The 14431-nt window shown below is 44.6% G+C and carries 9 protein-coding genes and 1 tRNA gene; 5 read left to right on the top strand and 5 right to left on the bottom strand.

What is annotated here, in order from left to right; genetic code table 11:
* Positions 1-274 precede the first annotated feature (274 nt).
* Positions 275-1261, bottom strand: a complete 987-nt coding sequence (locus tag EXU57_RS09825) for an N-acetylmuramoyl-L-alanine amidase (protein WP_133268032.1) — start codon at positions 1259-1261, stop codon at positions 275-277.
* 25 nt (positions 1262-1286) lie between these two features.
* Positions 1287-2288 carry an N-acetylmuramoyl-L-alanine amidase gene (locus EXU57_RS09820; protein WP_133268031.1) on the bottom strand — a complete coding sequence of 334 codons (1002 nt, stop codon included), beginning with the start codon at positions 2286-2288 and terminating at the stop codon, positions 1287-1289.
* A gap of 183 nt (positions 2289-2471) precedes the next feature.
* Here EXU57_RS09820 and EXU57_RS09815 point away from each other — a divergent pair, with 183 nt between their 5' ends.
* Positions 2472-5156 carry a putative LPS assembly protein LptD gene (locus EXU57_RS09815; RefSeq protein ID WP_243745560.1) on the top strand — a complete coding sequence of 895 codons (2685 nt, stop codon included), beginning with the start codon at positions 2472-2474 and terminating at the stop codon, positions 5154-5156.
* A gap of 341 nt (positions 5157-5497) precedes the next feature.
* On the opposite strand, the gene EXU57_RS09810 is transcribed toward EXU57_RS09815, so the two are convergent.
* Positions 5498-6247 carry a lysophospholipid acyltransferase family protein gene (locus tag EXU57_RS09810; protein WP_133268029.1) on the bottom strand — a complete coding sequence of 250 codons (750 nt, stop codon included), beginning with the start codon at positions 6245-6247 and terminating at the stop codon, positions 5498-5500.
* Positions 6248-6390: 143 nt separating this feature from the next.
* On the bottom strand, positions 6391-7065 hold the full coding sequence (gene ung, locus EXU57_RS09805; protein ID WP_133268028.1) for a uracil-DNA glycosylase: 675 nt from the start codon (positions 7063-7065) through the stop codon (positions 6391-6393).
* Positions 7066-7212: 147 nt separating this feature from the next.
* Here ung and EXU57_RS09800 point away from each other — a divergent pair.
* Positions 7213-7286 (top strand) — tRNA-Arg (locus tag EXU57_RS09800).
* A gap of 324 nt (positions 7287-7610) precedes the next feature.
* Here EXU57_RS09800 and EXU57_RS09795 read toward each other — a convergent pair.
* On the bottom strand, positions 7611-8039 hold the full coding sequence (locus tag EXU57_RS09795) for a hypothetical protein (protein WP_133268027.1): 429 nt from the start codon (positions 8037-8039) through the stop codon (positions 7611-7613).
* Positions 8040-9209: 1170 nt separating this feature from the next.
* Here EXU57_RS09795 and EXU57_RS09790 point away from each other — a divergent pair.
* From EXU57_RS09790 to EXU57_RS09780, 3 genes are all read left to right on the top strand, one after another.
* A complete protein-coding gene (locus tag EXU57_RS09790) occupies positions 9210-9677 on the top strand; it encodes a hypothetical protein (protein ID WP_133268026.1) in 468 nt (155 codons plus the stop codon).
* Between the two features lie 271 nt (positions 9678-9948).
* Complete coding sequence (locus EXU57_RS09785; protein WP_133268025.1) at positions 9949-11577, top strand: GMC family oxidoreductase; 1629 nt, start codon at positions 9949-9951, stop codon at positions 11575-11577.
* A gap of 991 nt (positions 11578-12568) precedes the next feature.
* On the top strand, positions 12569-13954 hold the full coding sequence (locus tag EXU57_RS09780) for an FAD-binding oxidoreductase (RefSeq protein WP_133268024.1): 1386 nt from the start codon (positions 12569-12571) through the stop codon (positions 13952-13954).
* Positions 13955-14431 lie beyond the last annotated feature (477 nt).

The following is a 14431-nucleotide window of genomic DNA, read 5'->3' as shown; positions in this document are numbered from 1 at the left end:
GGAGCAACGAGCTTTTGAGCATGGTAATTTGCGGTCACTTGTACTGATTGAAACGGGGGCAATGTGCTTTCAATTTTCATGGTTTAAACTGGCCTATGAGTGGCCTAATAAATACGTGAAGCAGGAGCTATCCCTGCCGCGGCAAGCACTGCCGTAGAAGTGAGTGACACAACGATGTTGAGGGTAGAAAAAAAAGCTCGTCACCAAAAAAACATCGTTAAAGGAGCCTGTTCTTTTTACCGGGGTGCATACTTTCTTGGTTAAAGGCGAAAGATCACCTGCTGGTGGTTATTGAGTTTGCAGGATTGATCTTTTGATTATCCAACGAAAACTTATAACGTTTAACCGCCTGGGCAATACAACGAACAATTTCAAACTGACCATCTTCGCTGTTCAGGTAAGCCTCTTCTTCGGGGTTGGTAATAAATCCCGTTTCTACCAGGATACTCGGCATAGCGACCGCTTGCAACACCCATATGCCCACCTGCCGTTGTTGTGCCTGGCGGCTGATACGACCAACCTTTTTAAACTCGTCTTCAACGGTTAGCGCGAGGTTTGCACTGCGGTTAAAGTATTGCTGGGTCTTCAGCGAATACAGGATCATCTTTTCGGGTGAATTGGGGTCGAAGTCTTTTACAAAGTTTGCGGTGGCACTATCGAGGTAAAGCGCCTCGTTTTCGCGCATGGCTTTTTCCTTAAGGTCCGTTTTGTGAGCACCCCATATGTAAGTTTCTGTTCCTTTAGATTGGCTGGGTGTCGTCCAGGTGCGGTATACCGGAACCTTACGGGTATGCTTTTTCTTTTTTCGGCCTTTGCCGGTATAGTAGGTTTCGGTACGGTAGCCGGTTAACTCGGAATGACGAACCGGTGGGGCGGCATTGCAATGTATAGAGATAAATAGGTCGCCTTTGTTGTTGTTGGCGATGTTGGCCTTTGTAACAGGACTATGAAAAATATCGCTGGTCCGGGTGAGCACAACCTCTATATCCGGAAGTTCCTCCTGGAGCATCTTAGCCAGTTTCAGGGAAACCGCAAGAGAAACATCTTTTTCTTTAGAGAACCGGCCGGATGCTCCACCATCGTGTCCGCCATGACCCGCATCGACAATAATCTTTTTTAAGCGTGGACGCTGCGACGGCGTTTTGGAGCCATAAAGATCAGCTGACTGGAAACACATCATCAATAACGCCGGAACGATCACTAAAAATGTAATCTTCCGGCTACTGCTGAACGAATTCGTAGTATTGGGTTGACCTGACATATTTTTCTATTATCGCGGTTATTGATTACCGGGTGAACGAACTGTCGGCAGGAGGGAGCGGGGAATTATCCATGGCAGATTTGTACCGAAGCACTGCGCGCATGATGGCGTAGGAAACTTCGTTTACTCCTTTCTCGCTGTTTAAATAATCTTCTTCTTCGGGATCACAAATAAAACCAGTTTCTACCAGTATGCTGGGCATGTTGGTTGCCTGTAGTACCCAGATGCCGGCGTGATCACGTTGTTTTACCCCATAACTCGGGCGTCCCTCTTTTTTAAATTCTTCTTCAACTAAGGAAGCCATCAAACGGCTTCTGTCGAAATACCGTTTTGTACGCAGAGAAGCGAGGATCTTTGCTTCAGGCGTATCGAAATAGGAAAAACTGGAGTCGGCCTGCTCGCCAAACATATCATCCTGGTCGTCTTTCGAACCAACCGAACTTTTCTTCTGATCGTTTTTGCCTACCGCCCAGATGTATGTTTCGGTACCCTTGCGATTACACGACAATTTGTATGACTTATAGATTGGTACCGAACGGGTTTTTGCAACTTTTTTCCGGTTCTTTTTTTTGCCGGTATAAACATAATAGGTTTCCTGGCGGTAACCTTCAATTCTTCTTTCGTAACGCTCCTTTAAAGAATTTACGTGTATGGCAATAAAGAGATCGCCATGATTATCGTTTGCCATTTGTGCCCGGTAACGGTTCGCCTTGTTCCTGTCGGTATTGCCGTCGGGCAGGTTTGGCGTTGTACGCGTCATGATGATTTTGCAGTCGGGAAGTACCTGTTTAAGTCTTTCGTTGAGCTGGTTTGCCACGGCCAGGGTAATGTCGGCCTCGTTGCTGTATTTGCCATGAGCACCTCCGTCGGGGTAACCGTGCCCGGCGTCGATAATGATTGTTTTAAGAGCTTCTTTTTGTTGCTTTATTGATGCTTTTTGTGTCTCAGGATCAGTGGGTTTGTTGAAAGATGTTAAACAAGTAATAAATAAAATACAAAGTATTGCGACTAAGTTTTTTTTGGGCATATTCAAGTTCTATTAAGGGTATCTTCACAAATCATAAAGCGCTAAAGCTCTATTTTTGTTTTACTACTTATGAGTAATCGTTGTAAAGTTAGGGCAAATTGGTTTTCAGCCGGGTTGGTAATTCTCAATGTTTTCATAATAACGTTCTCATTAAACGCCAGGTATGAACGCGGGAAATATCCATTGCCAGATGAACAAAATGCTATTGCTACTTTACCTGCACGACGAACAACAACTACCGGCCGAACCAATACCCAACCTACAATAGACGCTGCTTCCCCCCGTTTGGTTGACACCACAAGACGTTTAATTGATACCTCCCGTATAGATACCAGCGTCCGCTCCACGGCTGATACATCTGCGCGAAGGGATACCGGTAAAATCCGGATGATTGATACGCTTAATTTTAAGGTTTCCAAAGACACACTGGATGCACCTGTAACTTATGCCGCCAGCGACAGTGGTGTACTAATTATTCCCACAAGGCAATTCATTTTATACGGCAAAGCCAATACGAAGTATAGTGACCTTGAATTAACCGCAGCAACCATTAAACTTGAACAGGAAAAACAACTGGTGTTTGCCTATGGCGACAAGGATACCCTTGGCAACCCGATGGATAAACCAAAGCTTGTGCAAGGTGGTATGACGAGTTTTAGCGATACGATTGTTTACAACCTGAAAACACAAAAGGGGCTCACTAAGAGCAGTTACCTGCAGGAAGGCGAGATGTTTGTTTTTGCAGAGCGTGTGAAAAAGATCAACAATGATGAATTGTTTGCCTGGCATGGTCGCTTTACTACGTGTAACCTGGATACCCCGCACTTTGCCTTTCGCACGCGGAAGATGAAAATTGTAAACAAGAAGCTTGCTGTATCGGGTCCTGCGTTTCCCGAGTTTGAAGGGGTGCCTGTGCCGATCGGTATACCGTTTGGCATTTACCCGCTGAGCCGGGGCAGGCATTCGGGAGTACTGCCTCCGTCGTTTGCTTCAAACGAAAGTTTTGGATTAGGTATAGAAGGGCTTGGATATTATAAAGTGGTTAACGACAATCTTGATGTTACGGTCCGTTCCAATATTTACAGCTATGGCGGGTGGAACCTTAATGTTTCTCCAAGGTATATGAAGCGTTATCGTTACACGGGTGGATTAAATCTTGCGCTGCAAAGAACACGTTCACTCAATACAGGGCTGGGTTCGAAGGAAGAGTTCAATACGGTGAATGGGTTTCAGATCAGCTGGAACCATACCCGCGATGCAAAGTCGCGGCCGGGATCCAGCTTTTCGGCAAACGTAAATGCAGGTAGTACCAAATTTAACCGGCTGGTACCAAACAACAGTTACCAGAACTTTCAAAACCAGCTTTCATCATCGATTACTTATAGCAAAGACTGGCGCGGAAAATATAACCTGACACTAAGCGCAAACCACGATCAAAACAGTAATACGGGACTGATCAATCTTCGATTGCCTTCGGTGGCCTTTAATGCGGTAACGTTTTACCCTTTTCAAAAAGAAGAGCAGGTGGGTACCCCAAAGTGGTATGAGAAACTGGGAATTGGATATACCGGTAGCCTGGAGAACCAATTTTCTTTTTATGGTTCAGACTCCATTTTTGGCAGGCCCCTGTTAAAGCGTTTACTCGATACGGCACAATGGAGTGCAACACACAATATTCCTATCACGCTATCGCTGCCGCAACTCGGCCCCGTGCAGGTGGCTCCAGGTGTTTCGTACAGTGAACGCTGGTATGGCCAGGCTTTTCAGCGGTATTATGATGATACTGCTAAAACAGGAGCTTTGCGCACGACCCGTGGATTTTATATGGAGCGTGATATGAACTTTAGCCTTTCGGCCAACACCCGCATATTCGGAACCTACCAGTTTAAAAAAACCAGTAAAGTACAAGCGATCCGGCACGAGGTTCGTCCAACGGTGAGCTTAAACTATAAGCCCGATTTAAACAGGCGAAATTATTCGCTTGTAAAAGTAAACGACACCCTGAACACCTACCAGTACTTCTCTGATATCACGGGTGCCATCAGCACGGGCGAACGTATTTTTGGTGGTGTATCGTTTGGTATCGACAATACGCTAGAAATGAAGGTGCGTGACACTAAAGACACTGCGGCGGGTGCCAGTCGTAAGGTCAGGTTGATCGACGGTTTTGGCTTTAGCAGTGCCTACAACTTAATGGCCGATAGCTTTCAACTTTCGCCGTTTAGCTTATACCTGCGAAGCAACCTGTTTGAAAAGATCAACATCACGGCAAACGCGGTATTGGATCCATACGGAACCACGGCGCAGGGCTTCCGCAGCAAGGAACTTCTTTGGAACAGCGGCCGGTTCAGACCCGGAAGGATCACTGGCGGCAGTATCGCGATGTCTACCCAGTTCAGGAGCAAAAGCAAAGACGGCCGTACCGATGAGCAACGCCTGCCACAGGACCAGTTCATGACTCCTGATGAGCAGCAACGGCAACTGGATTATGTGCGCAGCAATCCTGCTGAATATACCGATTTCAATATACCGTGGTCCGTATCCTTGTCGTATTCTTTAAACTTCAACCGGCTCTTGTCGGTCGACTTCAGCCGCTTTACAACTGAAATTAATTCCAACATCAGTGTCAATGGTGATTTCAGTTTAACGCCAAGGTGGAAGATGGGTGGCAGTACCTATTATGATTTCCGCACAAGTTCGATACAGACTTTGACCATGTTTATTTCGCGTGAAATGCACTGCTGGCAGATGTCGATCAACCTTACCCCGATCGGTCTTTATCGTTCTTTCAATGTATCCATCAATCCAAAATCTGGTATTCTCCGCGACCTGAAGATCAACAGGGCAAGAACCTTTTCTTCGATGTAGATTATTGTGGCACACGGATGCCGGGGATTGGAGGGATCCATTTGCCCAGCAGGTGTTGTCACCTGCTTCTCGCGCTGCTCCCGCAGGTGTTGTCACCTGCGAATTTCCCGAGCCCCAGGTATTTGCCCCCGCAGGTTTTGTCACCTGCGACTTTCATTGCCTCCGCAGGTTTTGTCACGTTAGAACTCCTCCGCCCGCGCAGGTGTTGTCACCTGCGACTTTCATTGCCCCCGCAGGTGTTGTCACCTGCTTCTCGCGCTGCCCCCGCAGGTGTTGTCACCTGCGAATCTCCGAGCCCCACGTATCGTCACCTAAACGCATGCAGTGGTGCTTCTTACTCCTTAATTTTGACTTTTTACATTAGCCGAGTAGTAGTCCCACATAATGCGGAAAACGTGCTCCTTCAAATCGCGGGCAGTATCAAATTGGGCCGGATCTACCGCTGGTAGAAAGTGCATCTCCAGCCGGTGCGGCCAAAAGTAAAAGCCATGGCCCTGTGGCATTACGGTCCGGGTATTAAAGAGCAGGGTAGGGATGATCTCCTTGTTGGTGTCGAGCGCGAGTTTGAAGGCACCGTCGTAAAAAGATTTCAGCGGATCAGCGGTTTTGTTACGGGTGCCTTCCGGGTATACCGTCATATGAAGTCCGTCAGCAAGGGTTTTTTTCATATCCTCGTAGCTTTTACGCCTGCTTTCATCGCTGTCGCGGTCAACCAGCACGGCGCCGCGGGTATAGATCCAGCCAAAAAGCGGAACCTTTGAGATTGACCTTTTAGCGATCGTTTTATTGGGACCCGGTATAAAGGGTGTCGTGACCGGTACGTCCATAAACGAGTTATGGTTACAGGTAACAATATAGGTTTCGCCCTTTTTGAATTGTGCTTTCCCCTTAATGCGTAAGGGGCAACCCACCAGGTTCAACCAAACGATCATCCATCCTTTCGAAATCTGCCGGAAGATCTCCGTTCCGAGCGGTTCCTTAATCAAAAAAGTCAGGCAAATGGGAATAACGATTACGAGCAGGGTAATCACAAATACGATCAGTGCCCATGTGGCAAACAGTATTCCCAGTATCTTTTTTCCCGTTGTCATTAAGCTCAGCTGGTTGGAGGGGTGAAATTTTTTTATGAACCCGGCGGCAGAACGCTGCTCAAAATTCTTGCGTCGCACACTTGTACGGCAAACCTTTACGCGGCCGATCAAATACAGAAGAGACCAACCGCATACAACCTGGGTTACGAGAGGCTCCAGTTAATCGGATCGCGACCATCCTTCATAAGTAGCTCGTTTGTCTTGCTAAAATGTTTGCAGCCAAAGAAGCCTTTGTCGGCGCTAAAGGGCGATGGGTGTGCGGCCTTCAGCACGTGGTGTTTGGTTTCGTCGATCAGCACCTGTTTTTCCTGGGCGAATTTGCCCCAGAGCAGGAAAACGATCCCTTCTTTTTCGTCGGAAATTTTCCGGATCACGGCATCAGTAAATTCCATCCAACCACTTTTGGCGTGGCTTCCGGCTTCGTTGGCGCGTACGGTAAGTACCGAGTTCAGCAGCAAAACACCTTGTTTTGCCCAGGACGTCAGGTTGCCGGTCTTGGGTATGGGCATACCGATGTCGGTATTTAATTCTTTGAAAATATTCACCAAAGAGGGTGGGGGGTTAACACCATCCGGTACGGAAAAGCTAAGTCCATGTGCCTGGCCGGGACCGTGGTAAGGATCCTGGCCGAGGAGTACGACCTTAAGTATGTCGACCGGGGTATTTTCGAAAGCGTTAAAGATGAGTCCACCAGGTGGATAAATGGTTTTGCCCTGGGCCTTTTCCATTTTTATAAAGGTGGTAGCCTGCTGGAAGTAGGGTTTTGAGAACTCGTTTTTTAAGAGGTCCTTCCATCCGGGTTCAATTCTTACATCCATACAGGTGTATTTCGTTTGGATGCAAACTAATTAAAAATTACTTTTGCCACCGTTTGAAAGTTAATGTTGGATCAGCCGATGCGGGTTTTGTACCGGCAGGTCAGTACTGCGAAGCTTTTTGCATGTTTCGATTAACTTTATATTACTGGTCTGGTAGCTCAGTTGGATAGAGCAACAGCCTTCTAAGCTGTGGGTCATTGGTTCGAATCCAATCCGGATCACATAATAAGGATTACAGTCGCTGTAATCCTTATTTTATTTTAGGGCACTTTACAGATAAGGGGTTGGTAATGAGCACAGAGGTAACCTGCGGTTAAGAGGTGAGAAATGAAAAACAGCTCAGTAGTGCTACCAGTTAAGGTTCCTCAATTTCCCTGGATATTTCTTGCAAAACTAAGATTGAGCAATGTAGTTACCAGTATTAAAAACTTTCCTTCCAAAAGGGTTTAGTATTTGGATTTCCTGATTAAACTAAGTAGGCGATGGGTCAGGGTACTCCCTAAACCATCGCCCAGCTTTAAAAATGTACGGGATGACTATGAAAACTAATCGATCACCTGTCCATTGACGGAGATGCTTGTATTGCTAAACGTCACGTCTGTCACAGTACCGGTCCACCTGGCATTCGGGCATTTTCCAGGGGTTGGAGTGTCTGTTGTTAAGCAGAACGTAACACTGCCGTTCTTGTCAGACTCGAATGTTCCACTAGTTACTACAGTTTCAGTCTTTGTTTGCCCGGGTGCCACTTTGCCGCCCGGATTTGTGCAGATTGAAGTTGTTTCAGCCGTTGTACTCAGCGTCACTGTGACCAGTGCGTTATTTCCGAGTCCGGCAAGCTTGCCACAAAACTCAAGTTGGGTTCCGAGGTCGTTGATAGTCGGGGTGCCTACAAAATGGATGTTTTGAGCGGTTGGAGTGCTAACATGGAACAAGCCTGCGAGGGCAATTGCACCAATAAAAATAATTTGTTTCATAAGGGATTTTTTAAGGTTGTTTATAACGCTATAATTTATTCAACTGCTTTAGCGTAAAATATTAATGACTACTCAAACTGTATGATTTAGCGTTTTTGCAATCAAAGGAGTTTGCATGTTTCTTGCAAGCGTTTTGCTATAGCAATAATGTTTAATCCAAAACAGTAAAATTATTCTAAAGGGTTATTTACGAATAGGGTTGAAAAGCTCATTATGCATTTTCAAAAGAAAATTTAATAAAGCCTTCATAATTTAATAAACGACGGTAAAAGCAGGAGGTGAGTTAACATTTAAAAGGATGACGATACACCTTTCAAAATGCTGATCTCTTGATGGTTGTTTGTTGATCAATACTTTCATGGCTAGCAATTTTATTGTAAACAACTATAGCAAGGATAGCTTGCCTGGTAATGAGTAATCTCTGCCCAACGGACATTATCTTCTTATAGATTGACTACCTACAATCTTAGATTCTGGAGAGAATGCTCCTTTTTAGCGAAACTGGATATATGCAAAATGATCCGGAGTATGAATAAATGATCAGCATTAAACAGGTAGTAAATTTCGCTTTATTTAAACCATGAAACAATAGCATATTTATGCGATCTTATTTTAATTGCAATTCGGGCCAGATGTGGAATGCTATTGTTAGTCTTCACTCATTTTAATGTTACGTTAGCAGCTATGACAGTAAACTAGGTAACATGTTTTATGACCAGTCATTTTGAACATTTCCCAATTTATACATCTCGGCATAATATATTATTAAGCAGCTTAGCCGATTTGAAAATGGCTGGAAATTCACTGATTTTACATGCCTCTCACCGCCGATTCAATTTATTAGGACTTACTTCATTTTTATTGTTTAAAATAAAAATTGTCTTTAATTAGGTATGAATATCGCCAGTTTGCACCGTATATATGCTAAACATCTTTTCAATTCTTCTAAAAAATCATCGCAAGTTGAAAGCCCTTAGCACGCCTGATTTCATCACACCGAAATGAAGGCGCTGGTGATTTAATAAATTAGGATTTGGCCAGCAATGCCCCGATTACAAGATGGCTTAATTAGATTTTTTGCGCCAAAGTAGTTGGCAGCCGGTATTTGGTTTATAAAATCATTTTTGTAGTTTAGTTCTTCCGGGTGTCCCACCAAAATGCATAAACAAAATGATGCGTATACTCTTTGTTCTCCTGTTGAGTTTATTTTCGATAATTGTTGATGCTCAACAGGGTCGTTCTATACATGGGAGGTGGAAAATTGTATCCATTGCCGATGAAGAGATGTACTACAATTTTAAAAAAGACTCTGTTTCGTTGTCGCCGGTGTTTAGTTCACCTATGGATAAAGCGCAGGCAAAGGAGCTTATAGCACTGCTTTTAGGTATGGCTGGCGACGGTATATTCATATTTGGAAAAGATGGACATTATGAATTATTGCACGACACTAAGCAAGATGGTGTAGGAACATACATTGTCAGTGATAGGGATAGTCTCATTACTGCAAATGTCGTTAGGAATGGTGTGAAGGTTATCGAAAAGATGAAGTTCTATATAAAGGAACAACTGCTTCATCTCACCAAAATAGATGACGGACGTTCTATGAAACTGGTCTTGGAAAAGCTACCGGAAAACTAGATGAAGACAATTGCACCAACTTTGCAGCGGCGGTGAAAAAGACAAACTGAAAGCTGTTACCCCTATAATATTCGCCCACCTAAGCTTCGGCCAAAAGAAACAGCTACCAGTGAAGTTTAGCAGTAAATTGTTATATCAACAGAGACGCGGATATTCATAGCGTGGTTTGTAATTCTATGTAAACGGAAAGGGAAATGCCTCCAATTCTGCTTTATCCAGTGTTCTTGATAATAAAGCGGAAACCAGTTTCTTCTGGACTAATACTTGTGCTATGCCTACGTCAAACTTCTTCAATCCAAAAATTAGCACCCGCCGCGACTTTATTAAAACCGGCTCGATACTTAGCATTGGATATGCCATTTCTTCTTATGCCGGCGTTGAGGCAGACAGCAATAAAAAGAACAACTATGATTACATCATTATCGGGGCAGGTTCAAGTGGGTGTGTGATAGCGAACAAATTAACTGAAGACCCTTCCGTAAAAGTTTTGCTTTTAGAAGCTGGTGCACGTGATACAAAACCTGAAATTCACCAACCGGGCCAATGGCTATCACTTAAGGGCACGGAAGTAGACTGGCAGTATGCAACTCAAGAGGAACCATTTCTGAACAATCGTAAGATTGATTGGCCACGTGGCAAAGTGCTCGGAGGAAGCAGTGCCATCAATGCGATGATTTACCTGAGAGGGCATTTCAGTGATTATGACCGTTGGGCTGCTTTAGGCAATAAAGGCTGGACTCATAAAGAGGTATTTCCATACTTTACTCAATTAGAAAACTATCCCTATACAAACTCCAATTCTTACGGTAAAGATGGACCATTACACATTTCAAGAAAAACTTGTCCGGAGGGACCTTGCACCCCGTTTGTTCAGGCAGCTATGGAACTTGGGTATAATGGTCCAAATTGGGACCTGAACGGCCTACAGCAGGAAAATGGAGCAGGACTTTGCCCTCTGACGGTAAAAGATGGGAAACGGCAAAGTGCTGCCACTGCTTTTCTAAAACCAGTTGTTTCCCGGCCGAACCTGGTAATAATCACATCTGCACAGGTCACACGTCTTTTATTCTCCAGAAAACGGGTTACGGGAGTTGAGTACCTGCTGGATGGAAAGCTAAGTGAGGTGAACACACAAAGAGAAGTAATTATCTGTACCGGTGCAGTTGATACACCAAAGTTACTTATGCTCTCCGGTATTGGTCCTGTGGACCATTTACGTTCTTTGAGAATTAAGGTAAAAGTAGACCTTCCGGGCGTAGGGCAAAATTTACAAGACCACGTCCAAAGTTCTATTTCTTACCGTTCTAAATTGGCGCAGGTCAATAATACTGATCCAGAGTGGTCCGGTTTATTTGTTTATACAAGTAAAGCGCCGCGTCACCTCGCACCCGATCTCCAATTTTTGTTTCACCAGTGGCCCGGTAGCAACAACACATCTTCTTTCATGTTTATTCCGATTGTAGCCAAGCCTAAAAGCAGAGGCGCTATTTCCTTACAATCAACCAATCCTTTGCAACCTCCTCTTATCAGAGCCAATTACCTTCAAAACGAGGAAGATCTAAGGACATTAATTGAAGGTTATAAATTGACAACGGAATTGGCAGGTACGTTAGCTTTTCTAAGGTTAAGAAGCGATAGCGGGCCTGAACTGAAATCGGAGCAGCAAATGATCGAACGTATCCGAAGCACAGCCAGTACCATGTTTCATCCGGTTGGGACGTGTAAAATGGGCATAGACGAGATGTCTGTTGTGGAGCCAGACTTAAGGGTATACGGAGTCGATGGGTTAAGAATAGCAGATGCGTCAATCATGCCTGAAATTGTAAACACGAATACGAACGCCACCTGTATAATGATTGGAGCGTATGGAGCGGACAAGATTAGAAATACTAAATCATAAATATCCCGGATAACGGTTGTACTTATTTGCCACTGTTGTTCTATGGATTATTATTACCTCGGGTATTGAAATAATGCTAAGGTTAAAAGTACTCGTTGCTGTTGCTGTATTCCAGTTTGTGTGAAGGCTGGCGTATTTAAATTCGTCTGAGCAAAAGAGGTTCCTTGGAGGATTGAAGCTCGTCAGCTTTTATGAATACCACCCCCTGATCTCTGGTTGTTCTTATTAGGTTTGTCCGAGTTTTCAACTTAGATTTTTTCACAAGTCGAAATGACGGCTCAATCGCCAAATGTTTGCCAGTCTGCTGGAAATTTCTGAGGCGGATTTTCTTACAGGTAATCATCTCGAAGTTGAGACGTTGCCCGATTGATGTCGTTTAGTTAAGCCCCTTGCTGGCTCAACTTGCCCAGTAATGGTAAACAGTACAAGCCTCCCAGCTGAAGCCGTTCGGACGGGAGTGCCACCCAACAATAAATCCGGGGCACGGCGCAACGATCTCCAATTGAAATCTAGGGCTTGGTCCAAAAAACATTGCTTAACTAAACCACATTGATTACCCGATAGCTAATAGTAAGTTTTAGAACACTTCATGCACCATGTGGTTAATAGAGAAAGGAAATCCATACCCGACGACGAAACAACAGTATACAAGAAGATAAGTAGATTAATAGCAATTTGACATTGCCGTATCTAATGAGTACCTTAACTACCTTGTTAATATATCGATCGGGACACAGTGTTTCCAGCGTTAAAATGCTTAAACAGTCACTCGAAATTTTAGTGAATGACACCTGCGAGTAATGAAAAGAAAAGCCCGTGAAAATTAAGTGGTGCTGCTTGAAAATTGAGAACTGCAGCTGAAGACATGTGCTGTGGCTTAGCGTGACTACAAAACCGAAGAATAAGTCGACCTGCCTCCACCAGGTCTAAAACATTAATCCAGTACTCGGCTTCTCTAAAGTTATTCTCGAAATTATTAAAAGCTAAAATCATGGAAACTAATACCATCATTTCAGGCGGCAAAGTCAACCATCAACTGGTACATGATTTCAGCCAAGGGTTAGTTGGAGACTTGCTTCTTCCTGCTGACCAGGGGTACCATGAGACTCGGAAGATTTGGAACGGCATGATTGATAGGCACCCCGCTCTGATTGCACGTTGCAAAAATGCACAGGATGTTATCCACAGTGTAAACTTCGCCCGGGAGCATAACTTGTTGTTATCAGTTAGAGGGGGCGGGCATAATATTACGGGTAATGCAGTGTGTGAGGGCGGTATCATGATCGACCTTTCACTTATGAAATCCGTCAAGGTGGATTCTGAGGATCAGATTGCGGTTGTAGAAACTGGAGCTACCTGGGGCGATTTTGATGCAGCAGCGCAAAGACACGGTTTAGCTACTACAGGTGGAGTTATTTCCGCTACCGGTGTGGCTGGCCTCACATTAGGTGGCGGTGTTGGCTGGCTAGTCCGGAAGCATGGGTTAAGCTGTGACAATCTTATTGGAGCAGAGGTTGTAAGTGCCGAAGGAGTTCTTTTGAAAGCCAGTGTAGATGAGAATTCTGACTTGTTTTGGGGCATTCGTGGCGGCGGTGGAAACTTTGGAATCGTGACATCTATGAAGTTTCGAATGCACAGGGTTAATACTGTGTTAGGAGGCATGATTATTCATCGAAGGGACCATGCCAAAGAGGTCATTCAGTTTCATCGTGAGTTTATGAAAACCGCACCGGAAGAACTGACGTTGTACACCGGTTTGATGACCTCCCCTGATGGGCTACCCGTAGTAGCCTTTGTAGGATGCTATACCGGTGACCTTAAGCAAGGGGAAGCTGTCTTGAAGCCTCTTCGTGAGTTTGGATCCCCACTCGCAGATTTGATGGGGCCTATACCTTATACTCAAATGCAAACTCTCCTTGACGCTGCTGCACCTCATGGAAATCGTTATTATTGGAAATCAACCTTTGTGGAAGACTTATCTGACAAGTCGATTGATCTTATTATTTCTAATGCGGCTGTTATGCCATCTCCATTCTCATTAGTTCTACTGGAGTATTACGGCGGGGCCTCAAGCCGTGAACCTGAAGGTGGCACTGCCTTTCCGCATCGCCTGCCGCAATTTGATCTTGTAATTGGCTCTAATTGGGTGAACAGGGAAGAAGATGAAACACATATAAGCTGGACGCGAAATTTCTGGGAGGCTATGCAACCTTATTCAAGCCATAAAGTGTATGTAAATGTTTTAGGAGTAGAAGGTGAAGACCGCGTGAAAGAAGCCTATGGTAAAAATTATTCCCGCTTAACGGCTTTGAAGAGCAAATATGACCCAAACAATTTATTTCGACTTAATCAGAATATTAAACCCGTGGCGCCTTAATCAAATTTTGAACAACTTCTAAGCTCAAGAAAGACCATTTGCTTTGGTTGATTATGGTTGACCATTCACCTGCAAATACAACCTCGCCGATTTAATTTGCAATGGTTTCGGGCTGGTGCTATAGACGCATGCTATGTTAATAATTGATCGTGCTTCAGCCTTAGCAGTAACTCTACGTCTCGTTCCTGGAATCTCGTTTGTATCTTCTTCTGCTTCTCGTCTTGGCGACTCAGTTAAATTATTAGTCTGACTCCCCAGAATAACGGTATCCTCCCTGGCCCACCAATTTGAAATTATATTGTTTACACAGGCAATTCGTTTGCTGAACGACCGCGCACGCACAACAGCAACCACAAAACTTGCTGGCGTAAAGCACGGGCCGAACAAATCAGGAACAATGGCATTAGAGGAGCCCGGATGCTGATCGGTAAGCAGATAGCTAATTGGGTAGCGCATCCGGGCTCTGGTCGGAAAGAT

It is taken from the genome of Segetibacter sp. 3557_3, from assembly GCF_004354985.1.
Classification (GTDB): domain Bacteria; phylum Bacteroidota; class Bacteroidia; order Chitinophagales; family Chitinophagaceae; genus Segetibacter.
The sequence above is the reverse complement of the archived record's forward strand: the minus strand, read 5'-3'. Positions and strand labels throughout refer to the sequence as shown.

Coding starts and splice junctions, on each gene's coding strand:
- EXU57_RS09825 (WP_133268032.1), bottom strand. CDS start 1,261: ATGTCAGGTCAACCCAATACTACGAATTCGTTCAGCAGTAGCCGGAAG.
- EXU57_RS09820 (WP_133268031.1), bottom strand. CDS start 2,288: ATGCCCAAAAAAAACTTAGTCGCAATACTTTGTATTTTATTTATTACT.
- EXU57_RS09810 (WP_133268029.1), bottom strand. CDS start 6,247: ATGACAACGGGAAAAAAGATACTGGGAATACTGTTTGCCACATGGGCA.
- ung (WP_133268028.1), bottom strand. CDS start 7,065: ATGGATGTAAGAATTGAACCCGGATGGAAGGACCTCTTAAAAAACGAG.
- EXU57_RS09795 (WP_133268027.1), bottom strand. CDS start 8,039: ATGAAACAAATTATTTTTATTGGTGCAATTGCCCTCGCAGGCTTGTTC.
- EXU57_RS09790 (WP_133268026.1), top strand. CDS start 9,210: ATGATGCGTATACTCTTTGTTCTCCTGTTGAGTTTATTTTCGATAATT.
- EXU57_RS09785 (WP_133268025.1), top strand. CDS start 9,949: ATGCCTACGTCAAACTTCTTCAATCCAAAAATTAGCACCCGCCGCGAC.
- EXU57_RS09780 (WP_133268024.1), top strand. CDS start 12,569: ATGGAAACTAATACCATCATTTCAGGCGGCAAAGTCAACCATCAACTG.